27 protein-coding genes and 3 pseudogenes are annotated in these 26,576 nt (G+C 54.0%); 15 read left to right on the forward strand and 15 right to left on the reverse strand.

The window, feature by feature from the left end:
* Window positions 1-158: 158 nt before the first annotated feature.
* Both KP707_RS10875 and KP707_RS10880 read right to left on the reverse strand, forming a co-directional pair.
* Window positions 159-1,046 (reverse strand): annotated as a pseudogene (locus tag KP707_RS10875) (transposase).
* An 87-nt stretch (window positions 1,047-1,133) separates the two neighbouring features.
* Complete coding sequence (locus KP707_RS10880; RefSeq protein ID WP_211502863.1) at window positions 1,134-1,490, reverse strand: hypothetical protein; 357 nt, start codon at window positions 1,488-1,490, stop codon at window positions 1,134-1,136.
* Window positions 1,491-1,625: 135 nt separating this feature from the next.
* On the opposite strand from KP707_RS10880, the pseudogene KP707_RS10885 reads away from it, so the two are divergent.
* The 3 genes and pseudogenes from KP707_RS10885 to KP707_RS10895 form a co-directional block, all read left to right on the forward strand.
* Window positions 1,626-1,856, forward strand: a pseudogene (locus tag KP707_RS10885) (Tn3 family transposase); the annotation flags it as partial.
* 36 nt (window positions 1,857-1,892) lie between these two features.
* On the forward strand, window positions 1,893-2,132 hold the full coding sequence (locus KP707_RS10890) for a hypothetical protein (RefSeq protein ID WP_211502862.1): 240 nt from the start codon (window positions 1,893-1,895) through the stop codon (window positions 2,130-2,132).
* Window positions 2,133-2,686: 554 nt separating this feature from the next.
* Window positions 2,687-3,091: a flavin reductase gene (locus tag KP707_RS10895; protein ID WP_252348853.1), complete on the forward strand. Its 405-nt coding sequence runs from the start codon at window positions 2,687-2,689 to the stop codon at window positions 3,089-3,091.
* Between the two features lie 158 nt (window positions 3,092-3,249).
* On the opposite strand, the gene KP707_RS10900 is transcribed toward KP707_RS10895, so the two are convergent.
* Together KP707_RS10900 and KP707_RS10905 are read right to left on the reverse strand one after the other, a co-directional pair.
* The gene (locus KP707_RS10900; protein ID WP_252348854.1) at window positions 3,250-3,636 is read right to left on the reverse strand and encodes an amino acid-binding ACT domain-containing protein; all 387 of its coding nucleotides are present in this window, start codon (window positions 3,634-3,636) and stop codon (window positions 3,250-3,252) included.
* Window positions 3,629-3,994 carry an antibiotic biosynthesis monooxygenase gene (locus tag KP707_RS10905; RefSeq protein WP_215751859.1) on the reverse strand — a complete coding sequence of 122 codons (366 nt, stop codon included), beginning with the start codon at window positions 3,992-3,994 and terminating at the stop codon, window positions 3,629-3,631. The genes KP707_RS10900 and KP707_RS10905 overlap by 8 nt, the downstream gene beginning before the upstream one ends.
* A gap of 43 nt (window positions 3,995-4,037) precedes the next feature.
* Between KP707_RS10905 and KP707_RS10910 the strand changes: the two genes are divergently transcribed.
* Entirely contained in the window at window positions 4,038-4,748 is a 711-nt protein-coding gene (locus KP707_RS10910; protein WP_215751858.1) for a helix-turn-helix transcriptional regulator, read from the forward strand.
* A 53-nt stretch (window positions 4,749-4,801) separates the two neighbouring features.
* Here KP707_RS10910 and KP707_RS10915 read toward each other — a convergent pair whose 3' ends face one another.
* Window positions 4,802-5,629, reverse strand: coding sequence for an oxidoreductase (locus tag KP707_RS10915; protein ID WP_215751857.1), 828 nt, complete (start codon window positions 5,627-5,629; stop codon window positions 4,802-4,804).
* A gap of 95 nt (window positions 5,630-5,724) precedes the next feature.
* Here KP707_RS10915 and KP707_RS10920 point away from each other — a divergent pair, with 95 nt between their 5' ends.
* A complete protein-coding gene (locus KP707_RS10920) occupies window positions 5,725-6,636 on the forward strand; it encodes an AraC family transcriptional regulator (protein ID WP_211502858.1) in 912 nt (303 codons plus the stop codon).
* A gap of 165 nt (window positions 6,637-6,801) precedes the next feature.
* On the opposite strand, the gene KP707_RS10925 is transcribed toward KP707_RS10920, so the two are convergent.
* Window positions 6,802-8,187, reverse strand: coding sequence for a PLP-dependent aminotransferase family protein (locus KP707_RS10925; RefSeq protein WP_338085319.1), 1,386 nt, complete (start codon window positions 8,185-8,187; stop codon window positions 6,802-6,804).
* Window positions 8,188-8,325: 138 nt separating this feature from the next.
* Here KP707_RS10925 and KP707_RS10930 point away from each other — a divergent pair, with 138 nt between their 5' ends.
* From KP707_RS10930 to KP707_RS10940, 3 genes are read left to right on the forward strand one after another with little or no spacing between them, the layout of a single operon-like run.
* Window positions 8,326-9,186, forward strand: a complete 861-nt coding sequence (locus KP707_RS10930) for a DMT family transporter (RefSeq protein WP_211502857.1) — start codon at window positions 8,326-8,328, stop codon at window positions 9,184-9,186.
* Between the two features lie 42 nt (window positions 9,187-9,228).
* Window positions 9,229-10,437: an LL-diaminopimelate aminotransferase gene (locus KP707_RS10935; protein WP_211502856.1), complete on the forward strand. Its 1,209-nt coding sequence runs from the start codon at window positions 9,229-9,231 to the stop codon at window positions 10,435-10,437.
* 1 nt (window position 10,438) lies between these two features.
* Entirely contained in the window at window positions 10,439-11,332 is an 894-nt protein-coding gene (locus KP707_RS10940) for a dihydrodipicolinate synthase family protein (RefSeq protein WP_211502855.1), read from the forward strand.
* 217 nt (window positions 11,333-11,549) lie between these two features.
* On the opposite strand, the gene KP707_RS17150 is transcribed toward KP707_RS10940, so the two are convergent.
* The gene (locus KP707_RS17150; RefSeq protein ID WP_373687798.1) at window positions 11,550-11,720 is read right to left on the reverse strand and encodes a LysR substrate-binding domain-containing protein; all 171 of its coding nucleotides are present in this window, start codon (window positions 11,718-11,720) and stop codon (window positions 11,550-11,552) included.
* On the reverse strand, window positions 11,711-12,313 hold the full coding sequence (locus KP707_RS16835; RefSeq protein ID WP_249202893.1) for a LysR family transcriptional regulator: 603 nt from the start codon (window positions 12,311-12,313) through the stop codon (window positions 11,711-11,713). Before KP707_RS16835 ends, KP707_RS17150 begins: the two co-directional genes overlap by 10 nt.
* A 114-nt stretch (window positions 12,314-12,427) precedes the next feature.
* Between KP707_RS16835 and KP707_RS10950 the strand changes: the two genes are divergently transcribed.
* From KP707_RS10950 to yghU, 6 genes are all read left to right on the forward strand, one after another.
* A complete protein-coding gene (locus KP707_RS10950; protein ID WP_211502854.1) occupies window positions 12,428-12,589 on the forward strand; it encodes a hypothetical protein in 162 nt (53 codons plus the stop codon).
* A complete protein-coding gene (locus KP707_RS10955; protein ID WP_211502853.1) occupies window positions 12,582-12,863 on the forward strand; it encodes a glutathione S-transferase N-terminal domain-containing protein in 282 nt (93 codons plus the stop codon). Before KP707_RS10950 ends, KP707_RS10955 begins: the two co-directional genes overlap by 8 nt.
* Window positions 12,864-13,233: 370 nt before the next feature.
* Window positions 13,234-14,328 carry an alkene reductase gene (locus KP707_RS10960; RefSeq protein ID WP_211503161.1) on the forward strand — a complete coding sequence of 365 codons (1,095 nt, stop codon included), beginning with the start codon at window positions 13,234-13,236 and terminating at the stop codon, window positions 14,326-14,328.
* Between the two features lie 105 nt (window positions 14,329-14,433).
* Window positions 14,434-15,111: a peroxiredoxin-like family protein gene (locus KP707_RS10965; RefSeq protein ID WP_211502852.1), complete on the forward strand. Its 678-nt coding sequence runs from the start codon at window positions 14,434-14,436 to the stop codon at window positions 15,109-15,111.
* 110 nt (window positions 15,112-15,221) lie between these two features.
* The gene (locus KP707_RS10970; protein ID WP_211502851.1) at window positions 15,222-15,941 is read left to right on the forward strand and encodes a glutathione S-transferase family protein; all 720 of its coding nucleotides are present in this window, start codon (window positions 15,222-15,224) and stop codon (window positions 15,939-15,941) included.
* Entirely contained in the window at window positions 15,938-16,816 is an 879-nt protein-coding gene (yghU, locus tag KP707_RS10975; RefSeq protein ID WP_215751856.1) for a glutathione-dependent disulfide-bond oxidoreductase, read from the forward strand. The genes KP707_RS10970 and yghU overlap by 4 nt, the downstream gene beginning before the upstream one ends.
* Before the next feature lie 231 nt (window positions 16,817-17,047).
* On the opposite strand, the gene KP707_RS10980 is transcribed toward yghU, so the two are convergent.
* Entirely contained in the window at window positions 17,048-17,401 is a 354-nt protein-coding gene (locus KP707_RS10980) for a metallophosphatase family protein (protein ID WP_252348855.1), read from the reverse strand.
* 447 nt (window positions 17,402-17,848) lie between these two features.
* Complete coding sequence (locus KP707_RS10985; protein WP_252348856.1) at window positions 17,849-18,391, reverse strand: alpha/beta fold hydrolase; 543 nt, start codon at window positions 18,389-18,391, stop codon at window positions 17,849-17,851.
* Between the two features lie 118 nt (window positions 18,392-18,509).
* Here KP707_RS10985 and KP707_RS10990 point away from each other — a divergent pair.
* Window positions 18,510-19,579: pseudogene (locus tag KP707_RS10990) on the forward strand (transposase).
* A 340-nt stretch (window positions 19,580-19,919) separates the two neighbouring features.
* On the opposite strand, the gene KP707_RS10995 reads toward KP707_RS10990, so the two are convergent.
* The 5 genes from KP707_RS10995 to KP707_RS11015 form a co-directional block, all read right to left on the reverse strand.
* Window positions 19,920-21,146 (reverse strand): erythromycin esterase family protein, encoded by a 1,227-nt coding sequence (locus tag KP707_RS10995; RefSeq protein ID WP_215751853.1) that lies wholly within the window; start codon window positions 21,144-21,146, stop codon window positions 19,920-19,922.
* A 71-nt stretch (window positions 21,147-21,217) separates the two neighbouring features.
* Window positions 21,218-22,816: a peptide-N4-asparagine amidase gene (locus tag KP707_RS11000; RefSeq protein WP_215751852.1), complete on the reverse strand. Its 1,599-nt coding sequence runs from the start codon at window positions 22,814-22,816 to the stop codon at window positions 21,218-21,220.
* 153 nt (window positions 22,817-22,969) lie between these two features.
* Entirely contained in the window at window positions 22,970-23,863 is an 894-nt protein-coding gene (locus tag KP707_RS11005; protein ID WP_215751851.1) for a LysR family transcriptional regulator, read from the reverse strand.
* A 58-nt stretch (window positions 23,864-23,921) separates the two neighbouring features.
* Complete coding sequence (locus KP707_RS11010; protein ID WP_215751850.1) at window positions 23,922-24,074, reverse strand: hypothetical protein; 153 nt, start codon at window positions 24,072-24,074, stop codon at window positions 23,922-23,924.
* Window positions 24,075-24,121: 47 nt separating this feature from the next.
* On the reverse strand, window positions 24,122-26,443 hold the full coding sequence (locus KP707_RS11015; protein ID WP_215751849.1) for a TonB-dependent siderophore receptor: 2,322 nt from the start codon (window positions 26,441-26,443) through the stop codon (window positions 24,122-24,124).
* Between the last annotated feature and the right edge of the window lie 133 nt (window positions 26,444-26,576).

Below are 26,576 nucleotides of genomic sequence, written 5' to 3' on the forward strand. Positions count from 1 at the left end.
ATCGGACATTTTCTTGACTATTATGGTGAGTGGGATTTTAATGACCTGGAGGGATCGAAGCACTGTTTGTTGATAAAGTTGTGTCCTGATTTCTGGTTTCTGGAGCTGATTTTCGCTCTGCGTTTATCGCAGATCTGGAGTTCTCATCCGCAAAATTGCTACGCGCTCGCGTCGATCCGCTCCAGGAAGAGGAAGCGTCGCATATTATAGACGATATTGGCCAGTCCGATCCTCATTGTGGTCCGGGTGATGCCGATTGTTCGGATGAACAGCCCCGTCTGAGACTGCTGGTCGGTAAAAACATGCTCGACACGCGAGCGTATCACTGACTTTCCAGCATTTGATTTCTGGATGAACCGAAACTTCCGGTCGATGAAGACGTGGGATTTGTATCCAAAGAACGGGATAGCGAGATCTGTGGAGGGTATCGTTCCGTCATCCTGCCATTTTTTATTTTGCTTTTGTGACCTTCAGCGTCCAGCGCGCATGACGATCCTTGTGCGATAGCTTTGCCGGCTTGTCCTGCCAGTCTTCCGGAATACGTCCTGCCCAGAGAACCACTTTCTCAGTGTTGGTATTGCGCGGCTTTGGAGCAGCCACCAGTGTTGCATTCAGGATCTGGCCGGACATCAGAAGATAACCGGCATTGCGCAGGGTCGCGTCAAATCGGTCAAACAGTCTTTCAATGGCCCCCGTTTGGGTCAGACGCTTGCGAAACAGCCAGACCGTTTTGGCATCCAGCACCCGGTCCGACAGCCCCGATCCCAGAAAGCGCAGAACGACAGACGGYCGTTGATCAGATACTCCGTCCGYTCGTCGGACAAATTGTTCAGCGTCTGGATGACCAGAATTTTGAACATCAGCACCAGATCAAACCGAGGACGTCCGCACTTGCTTCCGTCAGAAWACGCCAGAGCMTTCTCAAGATCAGGGCAGAACACTTCAAAATCCACAGTCCGGGAAAACGCTTCAAGCTGATCACCAAGCCCGCTCAAGCGGGCCAAGCGCTCTTCAACATCAAAAAACCGGACTGCCTCATGACCCATACCCCAATCAACGCAAGGGAAAGGAAATCACAAAGGCAGCATCAAAACCAGAGGGGTTTGCGAAACCTCCAGGTGTAGAGCTGACACCTAATGCTGCTTCTTCCCGTCGACGATGTGCCAGAGAACGCCACATGGGTCATGGATGAAGCCCACAACCAAACCCCACGGTTGAAGAGCGGGAGATACAGGCGGCTTGGTGCTGAACTGCTTGGCAATTTGCACGGGATCATGTTCCGCCCACCAAGCGCCGGCGTCTGGAACGGTTAGTTGCAATACGAGATTTTCTGCTAATTCCTGTACGTAGAAATTCTGTAGAATGAAGCTGTCGGGTCCTTTTGACATCACGGCAATACGTCTGTCTGCGTGCTTTGTTTCGAAGCCGATGGCCTCATAGAACAGTTTGGAACGATCATAGTCCATGGAGGGGACAAAAGGTCGTAGCATTGCAGCAAATTCCGTTCTCGTTATCGAGAGCGTTAGATTTGACTGGTTGTAGACACAGGTCAAGAATCTTGCTTCGACCGAGATTATGACGGACACGCCGGATATACCGATATGATCTTCAGAATATTATATCCGCTCGGCGGCGTCCAAGCCGCTGGACTCACCCGCACCCTTCAGACCAATGACCGACCGACCCGTCTCGCCCGTGCTCTGCAGAAAGTCGCTCGGCTCATCAAAACCCTATATCTCCTGCGCTTCATCGATGATGAAAACTACAGGCGGAGAATCCTCGTCCAGCTCAACTGTGGCGAAGGCCGACACCAACTCGCGCGTGTCATTTTCCACGGGAAGCGCGGCGAACGGCATTAGCGTTATCGCGAAGGGCCAGAAGAAACGAAAAACTTGACGCTTAGCCTGTGTACTACCGCCGACCGCGCCGATTTTATCGATCTTGAGCGCGATCCGGAGGTGATGCGATTCCTGAACGGCGGCGCGGCCGATCATGAGAACACCGATCCAGACAAAGTCACCTTCCTGATGCCGAAAGGAACGGCCCCCTACGTATGGACCGCACGTCGCAAGGGAACTGGCGAGTTTGTTGTCTGGTTCTACCTCTTCCCTGAAACTGAAAAGCTGGCATAGAATATCGTCTGAGACGGAAAGCCTGAGGCTAGGGCTTAGCCTCAGAGGGCGCGACCAGCCTTCTCGACTGAGGTTTCAACCATGCTGGTTATGAGAATATTGTGGCATGCACGATGACCGTCAACTACGGGTCGCGTCGGATCCTGAAGAAGATTGGCATGAGACATACCAAAACGGTCCCCATTGATGCTGGCGAGCTGCCAGGGGGCGAGTATAGAGAGGCCTGGTACAAACTAACGCGGAGAGAATGGGCCGATAAGCAAGACCTATCAAACAACGGAACAGACCACTATCAGGACAACTCACAATAATTCCCTGCATGAGCAGTTGAGTAACCTGAACTACCTGTCTGATCTACGATGTGGGATCCGACAGGCAGCTACTGCCCTCTTCACAGATGTTCAAGCAAGCTAGTTCTTTTCAACAAAGCGCATATAAGCGTTGTCCAAACCATACTCGACGGCATGCTCGATATTTCGGTGCAGAGCAAAACGTCAGCTCCTTAAGCTGATGTAGGACGGGAAGGCTATCTGTTTATTTTTCAGGATATTCCCATGTCACTTCCTGACACGCTCACCATTTCTCCCTCCGTCCTCTATTTCGGTACGCCTGTGGCACTCGTTGGCACAGCAGACAGCCACGCTAACGCGAATATTTCGCCCGTTTCCTCACTGTGGGCTTTGGGACAGACCATTGTGCTGGGGCTGGGTACAACCGGATGCGCGCTCGCCAATCTTCGTGAAAGAGAAGAGTGTACAATCAATCTTCCATCGGTTGATCTGTGGCCTAAAGTCGAAGCGATTGCTCGAACGACGGGAAGTTCGCCTTGGGAGGCTTTACACCCGTGCCTTCCGAGACGGTCAGGGCTCCACGCGTCGCCGGATGTCCTCTGCAACTGGAGTGCCGCCTTTCGGCGCTTCATGGTGATGAGTCCCGAGGATTTGTCCTCGTCGACCTGACGGTAAAGCGCGTTCATGCTCATCGCGATATCGTCGTCGGCGGGACGCATCATATCGACACAAGCCGCTGGCATCCCCTCTTCTTTATTTTTCGAGAATACTTCGGCGATGCGCGCCCCTTAGGTCGAAATTTTCGTGCAGGCCGCTGAAAGCCTTTCTCAGGAACACGCCCAGAGATCGGCCACTCGTTGCGCTTCTTCAGGCCTGTCCGTAACTAGAATAAGCTGGTGGTCATGATCGCTATAAAGCGTTTCGATATTGACACCTGCGTCAGCCATGCGCCCGGTCAGAATGCCAAGCTGCCCCGGCACCGCCTGTTTGAGACGCAGAAGAACAACCTCCCGGACACGCCCGACCGTTATTCCTGCGTTGCCCAGAGTCTTGCTGGCTGCTGCCCCGTCTTTAAACAGGAAGTGCGCCACGCCTCTGCCATTGGTCACCCACGCACCTCCCCCTTCAACGCTGATCCCCGCCTGACCGAGGGCAGTCCCCATCCGCCCCAAGGAGCCAGGACAGTCTTCAAGAAGAATTTCCACATCAAACATGATCATTCTCCACGGCAGCATGGACTACCCTGCTATCGGACGGTGCTTCTTCCCGGTCGCTCAGCCCATAATTCCGGACAACCTGCGCAACCCGCAAACGATAATCCGAAAATATGCCGCCCCGCCCTGCCGCCTGTGCCATGCGATGCGCTGACAGACTTCTCCAGGCTGCAACGGCGTTTTCGTCCCGGAAAAACGATAATGACAGCAGCTTGTCCGGGTCAGTCAGACTCTGGAAGCGCTCGACTGAGACAAACCCCTCGACGGTCTCAAGTTCGGACTTCAGATGCGCAGCTAACGACGCATACTGCTTTTTTCCTTGCCATGTAGGCCATGCTTCGAACAGAACAGCGATCATACTGGGTCTCCCGGTTGTTTCGGGATGATCTTAGGAGCTTGAGATGTCCGGATGTTTCGGTGCAGATCAAAGCATGAAAGACGGTCCGGACATCGCGCGAATTGCGGCTCTGATTGGCGATCCTGCACGCAGTAACATTCTGACAGCCCTCATGTCTGGCAAAGCCCTGACCGCGACTGAACTGGCCTCTGAAGCAGGCATTTCAGCGCCGACAGTCTCAGGTCACGTCCGGAAGCTGATGGATGGTGGTCTGATTATTGGATGCAACCAGGGACGACATCGTTATTTCCAGCTGGCCGGTTCCAATGTTGCGAACCTGCTGGAAGTCATCATGGGATTTGCAGCGTCTCAGGGGCATTTGAGAACGCGCCCCGGACCTAGAGATCCCGCCCTACGAGCCGCGCGCATCTGCTACAGGCATCTGGCAGGTAAAGCGGGCGTGCGGATGTACGAAAGCCTTCTGGCTCGGGCATTTTTGGTTCTCGATGAAGACGCGTTAAGCCTCACCCCGCAGGGAGAGAGTTTTCTTCTTTCACTGGGAGTGGAACTGGCAGCTTTATCGAAGAAGCGTCCCCCGCAGTGCCGGAACTGTCTGGACTGGAGTGAACGCCGCTATCACCTTGGAGGTCCATTAGGCAGAAGTCTTATGGACTTCATTTTTCAAAAGGGGTGGGCAACCCACCTTCCCCATAGCCGAACGATCCAGTTTACTCAGACGGGACAGAAGGCATTCGAAAGGATGTTTCCCCTTTAAAGCACGGTGAAAAACTAGTTTTTCCCTCAACTGAGACATTCGGCCCAGAAATATTACCCGTCTGTTGATCGGGTTAATTCCTCCCAGGCCATGATTTCTTTTTCGAGCTGAGCGAGACGTTCACGAACCAAACGCAGAGCATCGCTACCCAAGAGGAGTTGCGGTGGAGGCATGTCCGACGCAACGAGTTGAAGGACGGCGGCGGCGAGTTTCGTCGGATCACCCAACTGCTTACCGTCCTTCTCGTGGCGAGCAGCCCGGATCGGATCGAACAGAGCATTATAGTCTGTAATTGAGCGCTCGGTCCTGACCATTGAACGCCCGGCCCAGTCCGTGCGGAATGATCCAGGGCATAGCGCGGTGACATGAACCCCAAAAGGCGCCATTTCCGCGCGCATGACGTCCGAAATGCCCTGCAAAGCGAATTTGCTACCACAGTAAGACGCCAGGCCCGGCATTGTGATCAGACCACCCATTGATGTCACGTTCACAATAAATCCGTGACCGCGCTCGCGAAAACGCGGCAGGAAGGCTTTGGCAACCGCAACAGCTCCGAAGACATTCACATCGAACTGGTGGCGCATTTCCTCGAGAGGAGATTCCTCCAGAATACCTTCATGTCCATAGCCGGCATTGTTGATGAGTACGTCGACTGGACCATGGTCTTCTTCTGCCTGCGCAACGATGGCGGGAATCCGGTCGAACTCGGTGACGTCACACAGGACCACTCGAGCATCCGGCAGTCGCTCCAGTAAGGACACTCTTGCGGTTTGCGACCGGACCGTACCAATCACCCGATGACCGGCCTCAAGGGCAGCCTGGGCAATGGCTAACCCAAATCCCGAGTTGGCACCCGTAATAAAGAAGGTTTTCTGTGGCATGGCTCTGCTCGACTGAATTTCGTTCATGCCTTGACCAATAATAGGGTATTACCCTGCTCTATACTGTAATTTCTCTAATATCCTTGCCTGATCCTATGAATCATCAATCAGATACCCCGTCACTCCTCGCATTGGCCGCGGAACTCGCACCGCGATCTGGCTACAACGCCACGTCTTTGCCGAGTGTCCGTATCCTGCGTTCCGAGACCATCCTTGAAGATGTGCCGGTTCTTTATCGGCCTGGGGCGGTTTTCGTCCTGCAGGGATTCAAGCAGGGTTTCCTCAATGGCGAGATCTACCGATATGATGCCGAGCATTATCTTGCCGTTTCGGTCCCTGTGCCTTTCCGGATGGCTTCACAGGCCAGCCCTGCTCAGCCTCTGCTCGCCATTTACTTCGATTTTGACCTGCATCTTGCTGCTGAAATAGCGACCACACTGAATGGACAAGCCAGTCATGACGAAAGAATGCAGGCGCGAAGTCTGATTTCAAGTCGAATGGCACCCGCCATGACAAATGTACTTCAACGCCTGCTTCATGCTCTCCATCATCTCCAGGAACTCACTATTCTCGGCCCGGGGCTATTGCGTGAATTGCATTATCGCATCCTGGTCGGGCCTCAGGGCGGATCGCTGATGGCAGCCTTGCGTCGCAATGGCACGACAGACAGGATCGTGCAGAGTCTGACGCTGATCCGCGAACGCTACAAAGAAGGGCTATCGGTTTCGGAACTCGCTGTAACAGCCGGTATGAGCGTTCCGTCATATCACGCCGGCTTTAAGTCCCTTACCGGGAACACCCCGATCCAATATCTCAAAGCGCTGCGGCTGCACGAAGCAAGGCTGATGATCGCACGACGTCAGGGAACACTTGCAACGGTCGCCTCAGAAGTCGGCTATGCCAGCCCTGCCCAGTTCAGCCGGGACTTCAAACGCCATTTTCATCGCACCCCAAGCGAGGAGGCCAAATGGATGCGAGAACATCTGGGAGAGCCGATACAGGCTTGACGCGCAAATCCCGCGTAGGTGGGCTGGTTATTTGCCAGCGCTTAGCAGACAGACGGTAACTCCTCCTTCGAGACACTGACCTTATTGATGCGCCAACCGAAAAGCGGACACTTCTCATCCCGAGTTGAATTAAACCGCACCCTGCGGGGGATTGTTGGACACTTCTTATGTGAGCATCATTTCCAGAGAACGAAAAACTCTTTCATCCTCGCATTGCGTGACATTGAACCGCATGAAGGAAGATGCAGACTGGCTCACACTGAAGACGTTGCCCGGAGCATGAATGATTTTATCAGCCATGCTTCTGAGCGCGATGTCCGTTGAATCCTGTCCATCCGGAAGTCTGCACCACAAATAGAAGCCTGCTTTCGGGACTGTCCACGGCGATATCCCTAGCGTCTCCAGTTTGCGAATAACCGTCTTTCTGGATTTTTCTAGCCGCCGCTTGATCTCCAGCATGTGCTTTCGATAGCTGCCCCCTTCCAGCGCATCCGCGATCACTTCTGTGATTACAGGACTGGGACCACCAAAACTGGTCGCGACCTGCAGGTCAATCAAACCTTCAATCAGATCTTTCCGGGCCGCGATGTAACCACATCGTACCGACGCAGACAGGGTCTTTGAAAAGCTTCCGATCCGGATGACATGCTCCAACCCCTCCATGATTGCCAGGCGGGGTGATGGCGCGGTCTCAAAATCTGCAAAGATATCGTCTTCAACAATCAGAACACCTGATGCGGCGGCTGTACTCAGAAGACGAAAGGCTGTCTGCGGAGAGAGAGTGGCTCCGGTGGGATTGTGGAGAGCAGAGTTGGTGATGTAGAGGCGCGGCTTCTCCTGCAGAACGATCCGCTCGAAAGCTTCGATATCAGGACCGGTCGCGGTGTATGGAACTCCGACGATCCGGATTTCATGCGCCTTGAGCAAAGCCTGGAAATTGAAATAACACGGGTCATCCACCAGAACCGTATCACCCCGGCGTACCAGAAGACGGCAGATCAGATCGACCGCTTGCGTGCCTGAACCCGTCAGCAGAGCCTGATCGGGGCTGATATCAAGCCCCTCTTCGAAAAACTGGGAGGTCAGGAGGCGGCGCAGGCGCAGTGCGCCTCTGGTGCTGCCATAGTCTAACAGGATCGTATTTTTTCCGCGTGCCACGGCTCTGAATGCCTTGCGCAATGCTTCATCAGGCATCCAGTCCGTTGGAAGCCAGCCGCATCCTGGCTTCAGGACAGTTGGATCTGAGTCCAGAGACTGACGCGACACCCAGAACGGATCAACGGCCCGCGCTGCCGGGGTGTTGGCACCCACCAACGATAATGGAGGAAAGGCACGCCCCGTAACATAAAAACCAGAGCCCTGCCGCGGTGCGATGACCCCCTCGGCTACTAAACGGTCATAAGCCTGAACGATCGTAGACGGTGAGGCCTGCATGGTTTTGGCAAACTGCCGGATCGACGGCAGGCGATCGCCAGACACAAGAGCACGTGTCGCGATGCGCTGCCTGATCGCCTCCATGATGGCGGATGTGCGCGTCTGTTGATCTTCCACTACCGACCCCAGGAATTGTATGTGTCTTGTTACCAATACAGTTTTTCATAACTGTACTGAAGTGTAGCTCCCCCTGACAATTCCATCCTCATAAATTCAAGCGCATTCAATTCATCACGATATCAAGGATTTTCGTTTGTGAAACGGACGACAGAAGGATGGGGTAGCGGGTTGCTGGGCGTGATCATTTTCAGTGGCTCTCTGCCCGCGACACGTGTTGCGGTCGCTGATTTTTCGCCCATTTTCCTGACCAGCGCCCGCGCCGTCATAGCAGCCCTTCTGGGAAGCCTCTTTCTGTTGGCACTGCGTCAGCCCCCCCCGGTAAAGCAGGACACTGTTCCTCTTGTCTTCGTAGCTATCGGCTGTGTCGTCGGCTTCCCATTGCTAACGGCACTCGCACTCCAACACATTACGTCAGCCCACTCCCTTGTGTTCATCGGCCTGTTGCCGCTGGCCACGGCCATTTTTGGTGTGCTGCGGGGAGGTGAACACCCCAAACCTGCCTTCTGGCTGTTTTCCACGATCGGCGCGGCTGCTGTGGCGGGGTTTGCTCTCTACGGCAGTCAGGCGGGGAATGTCACAGGCGATCTGCTGATGGTTGCGGCCATTCTCGTCTGCGGTCTGGGTTACGCGGAAGGAGCAACCCTCTCCCGTCGTCTCGGGGGATGGCAGGTCATTTCATGGTCCCTGCTGCTGTCCCTGCCACTCATGGCGATTATCGCCCTCGCTTATCTGCCGACCAGTTGGGGAAACATTCATCTCTCCTCATGGATCGGGCTTGGTTACGTTTCGGTCTTCAGCATGCTGATCGGTTTCATTTTCTGGTATCGCGGCCTGGCCCTGGGCGGTATCGCTGGCGTCGGGCAACTGCAGTTGCTGCAACCCTTCGTTGGTCTGCTACTTGCGGCACTTTTCCTGCATGAACCGGTTGCCTGGACGATGATTGTTTCGACACTCATCGTTGTTCTGTGCGTGGCGGGTGCCAAGCGTTTTTCCTGATCCACAAAGAATAACAATTCTGACTATTCAACCGAGGCAACCATGTCCGACGACTTCTACCGGCTCAAACTGCTGCCGCCCTATGTGATTGCTGAAACCAATGCGATGCGGGCCGCAGCACGCGCGGCCGGTGAAGACGTCATCGACCTCGGCATGGGCAATCCCGACCTGCCACCGCCCGAGCACGTCATTGAAAAGCTCGTCGAGGTCGCACGTCGACCCGGCGCGCATGGCTATTCCCAGTCCAGAGGAATTCCAGGGCTTAGACGGGCACAGGCCAGCTATTACGGCCGACGCTTTGGCGTGGAGGTTGATCCCGAGACAGAGGTGGTCGTGATCATGGGGTCGAAGGAGGGTCTCGCCAGCCTCGCAACCGCCGTGATCGCACCCGGCGATGTCGTACTGGCCCCGGATCCATCCTACCCCATTCATACGTTCGGGTTTGTCATGGCCGGGGCAGCCATCCGTGCCGTGCCAACGACGCCTGACGAGCATTATTTCGAGGCGCTGGAACAGGCCATGAAAGCGCCCGGTCCCCGCCCGAAGCTGCTGGTCATGAACTATCCGTCCAATCCGACGGCAGAAAGCGTCGAACTACCGTTCTATGAGAGGGCTGTGGCTTTTGCGAAAGAACACGGCCTGTGGATCGTCAGCGATCTGGCCTATTCTGAACTGTATTATGACGGAAAGCCGACCCCCTCGATCCTTCAGGTCAAAGGCGGCAAGGATGTTGCGGTCGAGTTCACGTCCCTGAGCAAGACCTACAGCATGGCGGGCTGGCGCATCGGTTTTGCCGTGGGGAACAGGACGCTGGTTTCAGCTATGAGCCGGGTCAAATCCTATCTGGATTATGGCGCGTTCACACCCATTCAGGCGGCGGCCTGTGCTGCCCTCAATGGTCCTCAGGACATTGTGGAGCGCAACCGGCAACTCTACAATCGTCGCCGGGACGTGCTGGTCGAAAGCTTCGCCCGGGCCGGATGGGATATCCCCCCTCCTAATGCTTCCATGTTTGCCTGGGCACCTTTGCCTCCGGCTCTTGCGCATATGGGAAGTCTGGAGTTTTCAAAACAGCTTCTGACCCACGCCAAAGTGGCGGTTGCCGCTGGCGTTGGATATGGCGCAAATGGTGAAGGCTATGTGCGCATTGCTCTGGTGGAAAACGAACAGCGCATCCGCCAGGCAGCCCGCAACATCAAACGCTATCTGAAATCGATGGGCGTCAATGTTCCATCCGGTAACGAGGTCTGACATGTCGATCTTTCACGGCCTTTCGGCTTTCCCCATTACGCCAGCCAACGAACATGGCGTGGTGGATACGGAGGGTGTCATGCGCCTGACGGCGCATCTGTCTGCCAATGGGGTGGATTCCATCGGCCTTTTGGGCAGTACCGGAACCTATGCCTATCTGAGCCGTACCGAGCGCTGCCGCGCCATCCGGGCAGCCTTCAAAACAGTCGCGGGTAAAACGCCGCTAATCGTAGGGATCGGCACGCTGCGCACCGACGATGCCCAGAACCTTGCACGCGATGCTGCGGCCGAAGGTGCCGACGGACTGCTGATGGCTCCTGTGTCCTACACGCCCCTGACGCAGGAAGAAGCCTATCAGCATTACAAAGCAGTCGCCGAAGTTACGTCTCTACCGCTTTGCATCTACAACAATCCCAGTACAACCCATTTCAGTTTCAGTCGTGATTTGCTTGAACGGCTGGCGGACTTACCCAACATCGCCGCCGTAAAAATGCCCGCTCCGGCAGAAGGCGCGGTTTTACAGGAACTGGCCGCACTACGGTCCAGCCCGGTTGGAAAACTCGCTATAGGCTACAGTGGAGACTGGATTGCAGCCGAAGCCCTTCTGGCCCGATGTGATGGCTGGTTCAGTGTGCTGGGCGGTTTCCTGCCAAAGCTGGCCAAGGCGATAGTGACAGCTGCACATGAGGGCGATGCCCGTGCCGTGAACCAGTATCAGCGGGCGCTAGAGCCGATGTGGACACTGTTTCGGGAATTTGGAAGCCTGCGTGTTGCTTATGCTGCAATCAATCTTCTGGAACTGTCTTCCGCGCAGCCTCCGCGTCCAATTTTGCCTTTAACATCGCAAGACCGGAGGCATGTAGAGGATGCTCTGAAAGCATGCACCGCACTTTAGGATAAATAGAGATGTCTACTTTGCGACTGGTACAGTCTAAGAGCAGACATTTTGTTTTCCTTTGAAACCTCTTGTCCGGTCATCACGCGCGAGGCAGGGAAGCAGCTTTCGCCTTTATTCCTTTTTTGCCACGAAATATTACCCTTTTCCGATAGCGGACATTACCGATTGCTCTTGACGTAAGACACGAAATTCTCCAGCGGTGACGGCTGGATACCTAGATAATTCTTTCCGCGAACTGACGGGCTTTGGCGGTCATCATCCGTCCTGCAGGAAAGACGGCCCAAGAGGTAATTGTTGGCAGGGACCATGCGTCAAGAACACGAACGACGGCTCCACTCTCCATTTCGGGTGCAAACATCCAGTCGGACGCGATGGTCAGGCCCATATCCGCCAGAACGGCGGCACCGAGCCCTTCTGCGGCACTGACCTTAAGTCGCCCGCTGACAGAGACCGACACTGCGGCACCTTCTCGCAGGAGCGACCAGGCGCTTGGCAACTGGCTGTAAATGATCGCCTCATGGTTCGCCAGATCCGCCGAAGACTGGGGGCTGCAGCTCGTTTGAGATAGGAAGGCGTGGCGAGGACCGAGCGTCGTCCTGTTGCGATCTTCCGGGCGATTGCAGTGGAATCCGTGAGTGTTCCCATCCGCAGGGAAATATCGACGCCTTCTGCCACGAGATCGATCATCCGGTTATCAAGAATGATTTCGACGGTTAGTTGAGGATGGTCCTCAAGAAACTGCGGTAACTCCGGGATGATATGCAGCCTTGCAAACGTCGTTGCCGCCGAAACTCGCAATCGGTCTGACAGACCTGCACCAGCTCCCTTTGCGGCAAGCTCCGCTTCATCGGCCTCCTGAATTGCGTTTCGTGCCCGCTCGTAGAAGTTCTGTCCCAACCCAAGTTGTCGTGCGGCGGCCGAGAACGATCCCGTGTCCACCACGCATATGAACGTGGCCATTGCCTGATAACGGTCCACGATATTCCTCCAGGGAATGACCATTATCGCCTCAAGCGCTCTGCCCTGTCGAGTGCGGAAGAAGCATCTCTTAGGTATCAACCCGGACAGGCCGGGTTTCGAAGGAGCCCAGAGATGTCCGGTTCATTCATACGCGCTACGTCTGCGCTGGTGGTCGCAGACAGTCTTCTGGCTTTCCATCTGACAGGCAGCCTGCTGCACACGGCATTTGCCCTTCTGGGGCATATCATGTCCGCCCTGTCTTCTACAAGACAGGGAGAAACCGCCGATGCTTGACGTCTACGCATTCGCAACACCCAATAGCGTCAAGGTGACAATCGCCTTGGAAGAGCTTGATCTTCCCTACACGCTTCATGGCGTGAACGTCCGCAAAGGGGAGCAGAAGACCCTTGAATTTCTAGCCCTGAACCCTAATGGCAAGGTGCCGGTTCTTGTGGAGACGCAACAGGCATTTTGTCTAACAGAATCAGCCGCCATTCTCGTTTTCCTTGCAGAGAAAACAGGCCGGCTTCTTCCCGCTCAGGGCGAAGCCCGTGCCCGTGTTTTTTGAGCACCTGTTCTTTCATGCCTCTGCCCTCAGCCCAGCCTTCGGACAATCCGGCTTTTTCCAAAGGTTCGCCGCAACGCCCGAGCCGATTGCGCTAGAGCGTTTCTCCACCGAGGCAAACCGTACGCTCCTTGTCCTCGACACTGTCCTGGCGAAAAACCGGTTCGTGGCTGGAGACGATTTTACCATCACCGATATCGCCCATTCGGCTGGCTATGGCGTCGCGGCTTTCCCAACATCACGCTCGACGACACGCCTCACGTTGCCCGCTGGTATGCGGATATCGAGAGCCGACCTGCCGTGCAACGCGGTATTGCCCGTATCGAAGTTCTGGTCCCCCAAGACTGAGAGAGACCCTTTCAAGGAAAAGACCATGTCCAAACTGTTTACTCCCTTCAAGGCAGGGGCGCTGTCGCTCGACCATCGTATCGTCATGGCCCCGCTGACACGTCTGCGGTCAGAACTCGGCGACAAAGCGGGCGCGCTGATCCGCGAGTATTACACTCAGAGAACGTCACAAGGCAGTCTCATCATTTCCGAAGCGACCCCGGTGGCCCGGGAAGGCTATGGCTATGCTGGCGCGCCCGGCATTTATGAGGATGCGCAGATCGAAGGATGGCGCGCTGTCACGGACGCCGTTCATGCGAGAGGCGGAAAAATCATCATGCAGCTCTGGCATGTCGGGCGGCAGTCCCACCCAGACCTTCAGCCGGGAGGCAAGGCCCCTGTCGCGCCGTCAGCCATTCAGGCCGAGGGCGATGCCTATACGGCCGATGGAGCCCGACCGTTTTCGATGCCCCATGCCCTGGAGCTCCATGAAATTCCGGCTGTGATCGACCAATACCGTCAAGGTGCAGCCCGCGCTAAAGCCGCCGGTTTCGATGGCGTGGAAATTCATGGCGCGAATGGTTACCTCCCGGACCAGTTCCTGCAGGACGGAACCAATCACCGCACCGATGAGTATGGCGGTCCGATTGAAAACCGCGCGCGGTTCCTGCTGGAGATCACGCAGGCTGCCATTGATGTGTGGGGAGCAGACCGTGTCGGTGTCCGGATCAGCCCGAGCGGCACTTATGGCTCCATGTCAGACAGCACGCCGCAGGAGACGTTTGGATATGTCGCGGAAGCGCTTGGCGATCTGGGCATTGCCTATCTCCATGTCGTCGAGCCCCGCATCAAGGGAACGGAACTGGTCGCGAACTCAGAGCCTGTGGCGGCAAAGCATCTGCGCCAGCATTTCCTCGGCACAATCATTGCCGCAGGCGGTTTCAATGGTGAGAGCGCCGAAGCCCTTCTTCAGACAGGCAATGCCGATGCAGTGGCGTTTGGCCGGTCTTTCATCAGCAATCCCGACCTGCCGGTACGTCTGCGACACAACCTGCCGCTGACGCCGTATGACCGCACGACCTTCTATGGCGGCGGCGCACACGGATACACCGACTATCCAGGCGCCAGAATAACGGCCTGACGCCTATTCCGGCATGGAATGACCAATAGTCCTCCCTGCCGTCATCCCCAAGAAATCCAGCCGGCCTAACGTCAGGCATCGCATTCTTCTTCAAAGGAAATACCCATGTCTCTTCAGGCAAAACTCGACGCTTTCAAAGCCGATTTCGAAGCCGGAAAGCCGCCTTACCATGTTCCCGCCTCGGTCATCGAAATCATGCACCGTGCAACGGCCGAACTGGTTGCCTCGGGGGCAGCGGACAACACGCTCAAAGCGGGCGACAAAGCGCCGTCATTCACCCTGAACGACCCGGAGGGCAACCCGGTGTCCTCTGCCGATCTGCTGGCAGAAGGTCCGCTGGTCATCAGCTTCTATCGCGGCGTATGGTGCCCCTACTGCAACATGGAACTTCAGGCTCTTGAGGCCGCGCTTCCGTCTTTCCGCGAACTCGGCGCAAGCCTGATTGCCATCTCGCCGCAGACGCCCGTGAATAGCCGTAAGTCGGTTCGTCAGAACCATCTCGATTTCCGCATCCTGTCGGATGTCCATAACGACGTTGCAGCAGCATTCGGTCTGCGGTTTGCACTGCCGGACTATCTCGTGGACCTCTATACCAGCCTGAAAAACGATCTTCCGTCTTTCAATGGTGATGACAGCTGGACGCTGCCGATGCCCGGCCGTTTCGTCATCGGGCAGGACGGCCTAATCCTCTATGCCGAGGTCAATCCTGACTATACCCGACGCCCGGATCCAGAAGACATGCTACCGGCACTTCGAAAAGCAACACAGGCTTCGGCAAACTAATTCTTAGCCTTTTGGTGTCCGGATATGGCCCTATCAGCTCTTGGTTCAAGGGCTATCCCGGTCGCCATCAGGCAAAAGCTTTTCCTGCACTGCCCCCAAGGGAGTGGCTCATGATTCACTTCTACTATGGCCCCGGTCCAAATCCGGCAAAAATTGCGCTGTTTCTGGCTGAAACAGGCATGGCTTTCGAAGCCATGCCGGTCGATACCTATCGCGGTGCCCAGCATGATCCCGCATTTCGGGCCATCAATCCCAATGGCAAAGTGCCTGCTCTCATAGACACGGATGGTCCGCAGGGCAGTCCCGCAATCCTGTTCGATTCCACGGCCATCCTTCTCTATTTGGCTGAAAAAATGGGACAGTTCCTCGGAACGGCGCAGGATCGCCCCCAGCTTCTGTCCTGGCTGATGTTTGTTGCAACGGGTCTTGGTCCCTTCTCAGGACAGGCTGTGCATTTCCAGCATGCAGCACCGGAAGGCCTAGACTATGCGGTCCATCGATATCGTCGTGAGGCGGAGCGGCATTATCAGGTTCTGAACGATCACCTGGAAGGGCGCTCTTTCATTGTCGGCGATCATTATACGATCGTGGACATGTCCGCATGGGGCTGGTTGGACCGGGCAGAACGGGTCATGAAAGGTGAAGACAGGCCACTTAAACGCTGGTCCAATCTCGTCCGTTTCATGGACATGATGAACGCTCGTTCGGCAGTCGGGAATGCCCATGCCATCATGAACGGGCATGCCTTCAAGACCGTCATGGACGAAGACGCGCGACAGGCCATGTACCCGACCAGTTTCTCCCCGATGTCAAAAGGAATCGCGTCATGAGCGCACCTTCCGATTACGTTCCCCCCAAAGTCTGGACATGGACGGCACCGAGCGGTGGCAAATTTGCCAGTACGAACCGCCCGACAGCCGGATCCACGCATGAGCGGACACTTCCGGTTGGTCGGCACCCCCTCCAGCTCTATTCTCTTGGCACGCCCAATGGCGTCAAAGTCACGATCCTGCTTGAGGAACTGCTTGCTGCGGGTCATACGCAGGCCGAATATGACGCGTGGCTTATTCGCATTGGCGAAGGGGATCAGTTCGGCTCCGGCTTTACGGAGATCAACCCGAATTCCAAGATTCCAGCCCTGGTCGATCACAGCGGCGATCAGCCTCTGGCCGTTTTTGAGTCCGGGTCAATCCTGCTATATCTCGCTGAAAAATTCGGTGCCTTTATTCCCAAGGATATCGCCCGTCGGACAGCATGCCTGAACTGGCTTTTCTGGCAGGTGGGCAGTGCGCCCTATATCGGGGGCGGTTTTGGGCATTTCTATGCTTATGCGCCAGAGAAAATCGAATACGCGATCAATCGGTTTGCCATGGAAGCCAAGCGGCAACTGGATGTGCTTGATCGGCGTCTTGCAGAAAGCCCCTTCATCACTGGCGAAGAATACACAATTGCCGATATGGCCATTTTTCCGTGGTACGGTGGCCTAGTAGAGGGCTGGCTTTATAATGATGCGGCCACGTTCCTGAGCGTTCAGGACTATCCCCATCTCAGGGCATGGTCGGACCGACTTTTGGAGCGGCCTGCCGTTCAGCGCGGTCGTATGGTCAACCGGACATCCGGAGACCTCTCCGGCCAGCTTCATGAACGTCACAACGCTTCCGACTCTGAAACGAAGATGCAAGATCGTCTTGGCGACAAGACATAGATCGTCGACGCCCGGTTTCTTTCACGCATTTCAGAAACCGGACACGCTGCTTTTCCTCTCATAATAGCCTGTGCGGTCAAAGTATTAAGCAGGCAGGCAGCAATGGCCTTTCATCGCAGACGCTGAAACTACGCGTTGCAAAATCGAAAGGCAGACGCCGCATCGTCACTTCCCCAAGCGCACAAATGACACTCCGTCCCAACACCATTCAGCACGGCATTCTGCCTGGACCTACCCCAAACGCGACGTCGGAACGCCCGGCCTGCTCCGCTCGTCGTGCAGTAGCCTCGAAATCGTAGGGAATGGCCTGCAGGTCGAGGCTCCATCCCGAAGGCGAAGGGCTACCAGAGCATATCGCCCATGTGGAGAACCCGCCTCAATGACATGCGCGACCGGACGGTCGTCGTCATAGGCAGGCATCCCTACGCTGCCAGGATTAATGATAACAACGCCATCACTTATGACGACGCGTGGGATATGGGTATACGCGCGCAACACGAGCTGCGCATCACCGGTTCCGGCCAGACGACGTCGGATAGCGTCAGGACGATCGAGCCGCGCCTGACCCGTCGAGACATCGTCCAAAAAGTAATCTGGGTCTCCTCCGGCAGGCCTGCCATGGCAAGCGAACACGCGCCCATCCAGCAACCTCGCCGTGCCGGGAAGCGACCCGAGCCATTTCCAATGGTCTCCCTACAGGCGCGGCCGCGCATAAGCATCGGAAGCCCCTACCCCACCAGTCAGCGTTCGTGATTACCTGCCACCGTTACGGCAGAGAGCGACATTTGAAGATCCGCACTGCGGGCCGGGTCGAACGGTCCGGAAACCAAATACTCCAGATTTATCGGGATCTTCATGGGCTATATCATGCAGCACGGCGTCTAGAGCCAAGCTGTTTCCATGGACATCGGCGATCACGGCAATCTTCATGCAGTCAGCATATTCAACCAAGTCGCGACCGTTCATGCGGTCGAGTGCGCGCCCCGATGCAGCACTGTCCTTCCTCGTTTTTCAGCCGAATATCGCTTGTCTTCATGCTGTAGCGTACTTCATGAAATCCTGTAAAAACGGGGACACTCGTTCAGGCATGTCTTCAAGTAATGTGTGCTTGGCGAATGGCAGGTTAAGCAACCTGGCACCGCTGGCCTGTTCAGCTAGCTCAAATGCCTGTTGTCGCGACATGAGCATATCATCGTCACCATGTACCACGAGTAGAGGACACTGGATGTTTCTGACAGACGCACCGGAATAGGCATCTTCGTCGCAGCCAAGCCACATATGCGTCGCGGCCTTGAATAACTTTCCGAAATCCGGTGCGAGATTTTCCGCATTATAGATCGCGATCTGATTTCCGGACGTCTCACGCCATTTTGCAAGATTGATCGTCTGATAAATCTGCCCGGCTGTATCATTTTCCGGCAAGACCCAATGCGCGCCAACCGCTATGACGAATTCTGGTTGGATGGCATGAGATGCAGCCAGACGCAGGGTGACAATACCACCGTCACTATGTCCGATTATGCCAGGTTTCTGCAGCTCCAACGCGGTAAGGACTACGGTAAAATCATCCTGCAATTGTCGATATGTCAGAGGCGCCGTCCCGATACCAGATGGAGAGTTCGAAAAACCCTCTGGTTTTGGGCCCCTCTGTGTGATTCCATTTCTCATGCGAAGAGTGGGGGGGGGATGGATTATGAAGCAACCAGACTTCTTTTATGTTGAAGAGCGCTTGGCCCGCTTGGTGATCAGCTCTAAACGTTTTCCCGGACAGTGGATTTTGAAAGATTTCGTTCTGACCTCGATAAAGCTCTGGCCTGTGCAGACAGCAGTCAAGGCGGACGTCCTCGGTTTGATCCGGTTCTGATCTTCAAGATTCTGGTCATCCAGACGTTGAACAACCTGTCCGACGAACGGACGGAATATCTGATCAACGATCGGCTCTCCTTCATGCGTTTTCTTGGTCTGGGGCTGTCGGACCGCGCACCCGATGCCAAAACGGTCTGGCTATTTCGCGAACGTCTGATCTAGGCTGATGCAATTGAAAGACTATTTGACCGGTTTGACCGCCCCTGAGGAATGCCGGTTATTTGCTAATATCAGGCCATATCCTGGATGCGACATTGGTGGCAGCTCCAAAGCAGTGCAACACCAACGCTGAGAAAGCTGATATTCGGGAACATCCTACAAGACTGGCAGGACAAGCCTTCAAAGCTTTCTTACAAAGATCGTCATGCACACTGGACTTTGAAGTTTACCAAGGCAAAGCGGCAGAATGACGGAACGATCCTCGCAACGGATCTCGCCACTCCCTGCGTTGGCTACAAATCCCACATTTCCATCGCCTGGAAGTTTCGGCTGATCCGGAAATGGAAAGCGGCAGATGCCGCAGCCAGTGATGTGGTGCCCGACTGCGCGATGGGCTGCTGGACAAAACCAACACCGCCTCAACAGTCTGAGCAGACACAGCCTACCGCTCAAAAGCCAACGAAGACTTTATGGATGAACTGAGCTTTGTCTCGAATGTCCACAGGAGAAAGCCGCATCTCAAACCCATGCCCTGGAATATCCAGCGCTCCAATGCCGGAAAGTCAGTTATCCGCTCGCGTGTCGAGCATGTCTTCTCTGATCAGAAAGAAGCCACAGACCGTGCTGTTCGTCCGGACTGTGGGCATAACTCGAGCCACCATGAGGATAGGGCTAGCCAATATCATCTATAATGTGCGCCGCTTCCTTTTCCTCGAGAAGATCGGCGCCGCCGCGTAGCAATCTAAAGCCAATGTCCAACGCTCTGCGAAAGACGCAGCGATAAAAATCAGACTCAAAAACCATCAGTCAACGCGCGAAAACACAAAATCACAAGAACGCGGCGTCAAACAACAGTTTTTCGATCCTTCCACCTTATCCTCTAGTCCTTCTGAATTTTACGCACTGGTCAATGACAGAATAGTACTTTGGTCGACGCAATTTTATTGAGTTGAATCCTATTCTCGTAGCAACAGACGACTAGCCGATCAACAAAATAGCCATGCCGTCCAGCGTCAGACCAGATTTTTGGCCACCTAAGTAGCGGGCTCGAAAAGCCTGACCAGCGGAGATCACCATCTCATAGCGAATTTAGAGCCGATGTCGCGTCAATCCACACCCATGCATCAAACTGCCTGAAAAGATCAGCCTCCAGATAACATTCGTCACATTCCCGATCAGGAAGATAGAAAGTTCCGAATGTGCGGCCGGGGCGTGGCTCGGAAGGTCTGGAACGCCTCTGTGTGGTGTCCATCAGGAAACGAGGAAAAGACACATTGTGACAGAGATTTTCCCAGCTTTCAGGAATAGGTATTCCAATGCTCATAGCTTCAGGAGCATGGCCACGCCCTCTTGATGCGAAAATCGATCCTTGGCCGGTGCCAAAACCGATCAGGCAGGCTTCATCTCCGAATTGATTTTTCAGCAGCTCGCCAAGACTGGTCTGGTGCCGCCGATAGCCAATTTCGCTGAAAGCCGCATGACCAACATGGTTATTATGCGCCCAGATAATCATTCTGGTATCAGAACCGAATTTTTCCAGTATTTCGTGAACAACTAAGAACATATGCGTGTCACGCACATTCCACTTTGTCACGAAATCTTTTGCTTCGGAGCGTTCGAAGCGCTCGCTATTGACGACTGACACTCCACACAAAAGGGCATTGAACCAAAGTTCGCGCTCTGGCCCAACAGCTTTCGGCTCTATGTGCCGAAACGACGACAGCAGTTCTGAAATCGATTGAGCAGCTTCAATCCGGAATGGATCGGAAGCCAGCGATGCATATGCGGCAGGATCATCTTTGAAATTCAGCATCCCAGACCGAAGATGACGGGCCTGTTCAACCAAAGGAAAGTTGCTTCCCTCCAGATACCCAACCAATTCGTTCATGGACGAAGCCGTTTTAAGACAATCCAGACCAAAGATCGCAACACGCTCTTTGAGCGGTAAATGTCTGTTCCACTCACTGATCCATGAAATCAAGGCGCGGAATTCCTCGTTTTTCCAGACCCAGTTATTGGCATGGGGAAACGCTTTATCCCAGTCCACCTCTCCAAGTGCGAGCCGGACAAAGCGATCAAGCACCATCACGTCACAAGGGTCTGCCTCGATTGCCAGAATTTTATGACCGTATTCGCTGATGAAACGCTTCGTAATCGCCGCACGCGCCGTATAGAAATCGCCGGTCCCATGGCTCGCATCCCCCAGAAGCAGCAGCTTCGCATCCGAAAAACGATCAAAATGCGTCGCAAATGACGGATTTTCGATGGGTGGAAGTTCGTCGAGAAGTGAGCAATCAAACAGCATCAGGAAAATTCCGCATTGTTACAGACTCTGGAGCACACATTCAGAGTTATTTTACCGGGCCATATTGCGAGCTAATGCTGAACTGATGGGCCTGATGCAGCACAGCCATCAGTAACCGATATAAGGGTTAGATTTTGACTGAAGAGCGTCCTGTCATAGCAGCCTGCAACACTGTCGTTTATTCTGGATTCTGCCCTTGATGAGCTGAGACTGGGCAGCGCTCTGGTCCCGTCTTTAACAAGTGGAATTTCCGCTTTTGCATCTACGGATGTTTGCATTTCCCTGCTCCTGAAAGACGGGAAATCCGTTTTGATGTTTCGTACCAGCTCCTGGTGAACATCGTAGTTATACTTCTGGTCGTTCTCCGCACCCGATCTCCCTTGGAGAATGACAAGGGGAAAACGCTCGATGGTATCGTAGTTCGCGCGCGAGCCCCCTCCCGATTGAGAAAAATGTGTTTCTATGTTTGTACTCTGGTCAATTTTACTTCCTGTATAAGACGTCAAGAATGTATTATTGAATGATATCTCCTGAGTAATTTTTGTTTCTACGCGCCCTTTAGACGTCTCTACAAAACCCTCAAGAGAAATATTCCGGTGTGCTTCGGTGAGAGACCTCCCAGAAAAATCCGGTTTTGAGGGCAACTTTCTGTTTATCGAGATGATAACAGGTTCGACGTCGCCTCGAATGAGGCGTCCGGAGACGATCTCCTTTACCGGATCGCGCCAGGCCAGCACTGTCGCCGTGACCACCTCACTCCGCAGGACCCCAATGACACTGAGAGCGACATGATGCGGATTCCCATCATTCAGAGTTCCTGCAAAAGGCGTCAGATTGATGCGATAAGACGAGAGATTGAGGGTCTCGATCCCCGGGATCTGCTTCCATAAAACGGAATTGAGGCCACCCGTATAAATCCAGGGAAAGACAGGAGCTACGCCAGCGAGCTTCCCATCAATACGGACCTCGGTTTCCCGGTAAGGGTAACCGCAGGTGTTGTCATCAGGCGTCACAGCGGCAGCGTTTTCCCGCATTGGCATGCACATGTACCAGAATTCGTCCACCTGTTGCGGCATAGCCAGAACATCAAGCGCAAGGCGGGTCATGTTTCGCGGAAAGCTGTGAGTGCTGTCAATAATGGGTGCCTTGGCATTCAGAGCAACAGGTTGCTGATGCAGTGCGAAAACCAGATTGGGTCCATCAGGAGCTTTCTGGCCGCTTTCTAAGGGATAAAAAACCAGTCGGGCGGAAGCGACTATTCGTGCCTTGTTGGCTCCGGCGATGCCATTGACGAGCTCAGCCTCACCAGAAACAGGCTTGTGCAATAAGGACGCATAATCGGTTATGTCCCGCTCCACATGCCATAGCGGTGCAAAGGACGCACCAGGCTCAGCTGTGGTTCCCGTAAAGAGATTAACACCACCGAGACTGACACGGGCCGTACGATCATATTGTTGACCGGTGCTGATATGAAAATCAGCTTCGAAAACGATCTTTCCCCATGGCGTGGGACAATTTGGGGGCGGCATGTAATCAATCGGCTTTGGAAGGCTGCCTTCAAAGGCAATATTGGAAAACAGTTCTACCTCACAGGGCGTCGTATTCGGTCTGGGCACCAGAAAATCAGACGTTGCTACCGCATGTGTGCCAATTTCAGGACGGGACGCCATTACGACAGGTGATCCAGGCTGACACGCCATGGCTGGGGACGCAGTCGAAATACTTGCAAACCCCGCACAAGCGAAAGCCATACGAAATAATTTAACAATTCCGTTATTCATTATATGAAATTCCTGAATATTTCTTGATAAATATTTAGATTTCTATTTCTTCATGAACGTTGTATGCGCAATTCGGTGAGGCTCTGCGAAATCATTGAGGTATCTCATGAGCCACATATGAGCTGGATCATTAGTCAAATGAGAAGGCCATTGCACATAAATTGGGGTTTCCATTGTTGCAAATGGCAATTTCAAAACCTTTACAGGAAATCTGGAGGCGTAATATTGCAGAACCCAGCTACTGCCTGTAGCGATCAGATCAGTACCGATAATAAGTTCCGCCAGCGTTCCATATCGCCCTGTAGTGGCTGAGACGCGCATTTTGGAAAAAATTTCCTGCGGCACGACATTGAAGTTAGATGTTTCAGAGACTGCTGCATGACGCGCATCAAGATACTGCTCCATGCTGATCGTGGATTTTATGGAAGGATGCTCATCCCAAACCATGCACGACAGGCGATCTTTCATGAGTTCCGTTGATGGAAACTTGTGATCTACCAGAGCTTCAGGTGAAATTATCAGATCTACCCCTGTTTCAAACAGGTCCGCATGTGTTGTCCTGTTTAATGTAGAGACCACAACACTGATATCACGCGCTTCAGACAGCATTTTGGGAACAACACGCCCAAGCAGCATTGTGGCCAGACTTTCGGAAGCTGCCAGCCTAAACGTTTTCCGGCTCGTTTGCGGATCAAATGTAACCTGAAAATTCAAGGTCTCATCGACCTCGATCAAGAGCTTTCGGACCCGGGCTCGCAATCCCTGCGCAAGCGGCGTAAGAACCCTTTTCCCGTTTAAATAAATAATGAGATCGTCATTCAACTGACCTTTCAGCTTTTTTAGAGCAACACTGATTGCAGGCTGACTGACATGGGTTAACTGGGCGGCCTCTGTCAGCGACGACGTATTCAATATGGCATCCAGCGTATAAAGCATATTCAGGTTCAGGCGCCTGAGAGACATGCGGTCCGGCTCATCTTTAGACATCATGAATTCAGGCTCCTGTACTTGTGGCGACGGACTGATCTCTCATTCTATAACGCAACATCTGCTCATCAAGAGCATCGGAAACGAAGAAAAGATCGTTGCAAACCTGAAGGAACCGGCTCTCGCTGTTCCCGTTATCAGGCGCTTTTGCAAGCTTCATGACAAAGCCTCCAAAAGCGCTTGGAAAAGATATACCGCCGCTTTCGATCAGAAGAACGAATAGGATATCGTACCGCGGAACATCCGAGGGCCACTGACGGAGACATAAGTCGGAGTACTGGTAACCCCGAAAATGTTCCTGTTTTCAAGATTCGTGATCCCGAAATTGAATTTCAGCTTTTTGTACGAATACAGAAAATTCATATCAATTTCATGCTGAGCTCCAATCATGTATTTTGGATAATATGAAACCGCAGCACTGCTGCCATTTCCATATACCCCGAACGACACCCCGGCATTTTTAAGAAAACCGCTTTGCAGTGTGTAGCTGGTAAAGAGGCTGTATTTCACCTTAGGCTGTGCAGCCACAATATACTTATTCAAGCTGTTCGAAAGGAAGCGGAACCCTGCGTATGTAAAGCTTCCCGACACCTGCCAGCCCGGCAGAATGGTACCGCTGACATCAATATCCACACCCTGCGTTCTCATGCCAGGGAGAACGATATATCGATTGGTCGAGCCTGCTGCCAGAATAGGGTAGTTGCTCTGATCCAGCTGGTATACGGACGCGACAACATCCAGCTTCTTCTTGAAAAATTGCCCCTTAACACCGGCTTCGAGGTTGGTGGTTGTCTGAGATGGGAGGAGTTTATTGTCTGTGCCGATCGAGAAGTTCGGCGTGAATCCCTTTGTCCAGCTTGCATAGATGGAAATCTGTTTGTTGATATCGACAACGAGACCGGCAATCGGGGAGAGCTTGCTGATGGTTTTGGCGTTTGATGTATTTCCCCACGACCGGTAGCTGGTATTGCGGACCGCACCAAAGAAATGGAAGCGCCCATACTCTATCAGATCCTGGCCATAAAAACCGAGCTGGCGAGACCCGAGGCTGTACTGAAAATCCGTAGCCGGAATAAAGCCCGCAAGATTTGGTGACTTGTTCACAGGAGCCACTGTAAACGTGGTCAGCAAAGATGCTTTCGGAGCATAATCCGATACGGTATAATCCGAATAATTCAATCCAACAGAGATCGTATGCTTCAGCATAAAAGTATGAACTTTTGCACGGAAATAATCATCCGTTGCGTACTGTGTTGAAACCTGTTTGTCGATTGATTCCATGATTAGGTAATTGGTCCCACCAACATGCGCTGCCGGGCCGTACATGTTTACGAGCGTTGTCGAATTGGAAACGTGGCTTCGACTGACAAAAGTCAGCCAGCGATTAATGTTCCAGGTTGTTTCATAGAACCACCGCGTATTCCACGCCGTAATTCCCTGATTATTGGGACCGTATTCTTTTCCGTAAGTCACGATCTGCGGATCCGCCCCTACGGCGGGGATAACGGCATAGCCGGTCTGTGGCTGACGGACCTTCGAATTTTCCACACCGACCGTCACGTCAATTGTACGATTTTTAAATCTGACCGAAGGCGCAACCGAGTATTCTTTTCTGCCTTTATATCCGGCCCAGTTAAGTTTCTGATCCGCAAAATCGCCAACAATCCGCGCGCTCCAGGTCTTGGCGCGGTTCAGTGCTGTGGAGCCGTCTACAGTGAATTTCCGATCGTTGTAGGATCCATACATTCCCTCAACATTCAGAAGGTTTTCCGCGACAGGCTTCTTCGTGACCACATTCACGGATCCGCCCATGTTGTTTCCGCCCGAAAGCAGGGCCGCCGGCCCTTTAAGAACCTCGACACGTTCGACATTCGCCGTCGGCTGCATGGCGCCTGTCGGGTCAAGCATGCCGTTCGTCATGCCGGTCGCTGTCCAGCCACGAACCGTATAGCTGTTGGAGCCCTGAAGATTGCTGCGGTTGACGGTCATGCCGCTGGCGTTTCGCATGGCATCCGCGATGGTCTGGATCTGCTGGTCTGCAATCAGGGCGCTCGTGATCGTACGCGACGACTGGGGTAGATCCCGGATTGAGCCGCCAGTTCTTGTCGAAGACGCAGATGAGTCCACATTGTACTGTGTTTCGGCCTCGTTCCGCTTGGCGCGGACATTCATGCTTTCCCGGTTGGCCGGCCGGATATAGACCGCCCCCGCTTTGTCCGTATAAATGGTATAATCCGTTCCAACGAGGGCCTGTTCCAGCGCCTCGCCCGCTATCCGGGACTTTACCGGCGCCGCATAGACCGTGTCAGGCAAATCCGGCCCAATAGTCACCGGAACGTGCATCCGGAGCGAAATATCTGTAACAGTTTTCTTCAGGGACTGTCGGGGCAGCACGACGATTGTGTCAGAAACCTGCTTGAAGCTGCTCTGCAAAGCCCCCGTCTCTGCTGCGTAAGCAGGAGCATAAGCCCCCATGAGGCCTGCCGTGACATACAGTGATACGTTTCGCTTTAGCAACGAAGTGTTCATATTAACCCCACCATGATTGCGTGGACCTGTTGCACGCAATTCTCAGTCCTTATTCAAAAAATTCCAGAAGCCGATTTGAAGAGCTGGTGCTCTTCAGCATGTACATCGGACCTGATCCTGTGAATTCTGGAGC

The organism is Gluconobacter sp. P5E10, from assembly GCF_018812145.1.
GTDB lineage: Bacteria > Pseudomonadota > Alphaproteobacteria > Acetobacterales > Acetobacteraceae > Gluconobacter > Gluconobacter cerinus.

Coding starts and splice junctions, on each gene's coding strand:
- KP707_RS10880 (WP_211502863.1), bottom strand. CDS start 1,490: ATGCTACGACCTTTTGTCCCCTCCATGGACTATGATCGTTCCAAACTG.
- KP707_RS10895 (WP_252348853.1), top strand. CDS start 2,687: ATGTCACTTCCTGACACGCTCACCATTTCTCCCTCCGTCCTCTATTTC.
- KP707_RS10900 (WP_252348854.1), bottom strand. CDS start 3,636: ATGTTTGATGTGGAAATTCTTCTTGAAGACTGTCCTGGCTCCTTGGGG.
- KP707_RS10905 (WP_215751859.1), bottom strand. CDS start 3,994: ATGATCGCTGTTCTGTTCGAAGCATGGCCTACATGGCAAGGAAAAAAG.
- KP707_RS10910 (WP_215751858.1), top strand. CDS start 4,038: ATGTCCGGATGTTTCGGTGCAGATCAAAGCATGAAAGACGGTCCGGAC.
- KP707_RS10915 (WP_215751857.1), bottom strand. CDS start 5,629: ATGCCACAGAAAACCTTCTTTATTACGGGTGCCAACTCGGGATTTGGG.
- KP707_RS10920 (WP_211502858.1), top strand. CDS start 5,725: ATGAATCATCAATCAGATACCCCGTCACTCCTCGCATTGGCCGCGGAA.
- KP707_RS10935 (WP_211502856.1), top strand. CDS start 9,229: ATGTCCGACGACTTCTACCGGCTCAAACTGCTGCCGCCCTATGTGATT.
- KP707_RS10940 (WP_211502855.1), top strand. CDS start 10,439: ATGTCGATCTTTCACGGCCTTTCGGCTTTCCCCATTACGCCAGCCAAC.
- KP707_RS17150 (WP_373687798.1), bottom strand. CDS start 11,720: ATGGGCCTGACCATCGCGTCCGACTGGATGTTTGCACCCGAAATGGAG.
- KP707_RS10950 (WP_211502854.1), top strand. CDS start 12,428: ATGTCCGGTTCATTCATACGCGCTACGTCTGCGCTGGTGGTCGCAGAC.
- KP707_RS10955 (WP_211502853.1), top strand. CDS start 12,582: ATGCTTGACGTCTACGCATTCGCAACACCCAATAGCGTCAAGGTGACA.
- KP707_RS10960 (WP_211503161.1), top strand. CDS start 13,234: ATGTCCAAACTGTTTACTCCCTTCAAGGCAGGGGCGCTGTCGCTCGAC.
- KP707_RS10965 (WP_211502852.1), top strand. CDS start 14,434: ATGTCTCTTCAGGCAAAACTCGACGCTTTCAAAGCCGATTTCGAAGCC.
- KP707_RS10970 (WP_211502851.1), top strand. CDS start 15,222: ATGATTCACTTCTACTATGGCCCCGGTCCAAATCCGGCAAAAATTGCG.
- yghU (WP_215751856.1), top strand. CDS start 15,938: ATGAGCGCACCTTCCGATTACGTTCCCCCCAAAGTCTGGACATGGACG.
- KP707_RS10995 (WP_215751853.1), bottom strand. CDS start 21,146: ATGCTGTTTGATTGCTCACTTCTCGACGAACTTCCACCCATCGAAAAT.
- KP707_RS11000 (WP_215751852.1), bottom strand. CDS start 22,816: ATGGCGTCCCGTCCTGAAATTGGCACACATGCGGTAGCAACGTCTGAT.
- KP707_RS11005 (WP_215751851.1), bottom strand. CDS start 23,863: ATGCTTTATACGCTGGATGCCATATTGAATACGTCGTCGCTGACAGAG.
- KP707_RS11010 (WP_215751850.1), bottom strand. CDS start 24,074: ATGAAGCTTGCAAAAGCGCCTGATAACGGGAACAGCGAGAGCCGGTTC.
- KP707_RS11015 (WP_215751849.1), bottom strand. CDS start 26,443: ATGAACACTTCGTTGCTAAAGCGAAACGTATCACTGTATGTCACGGCA.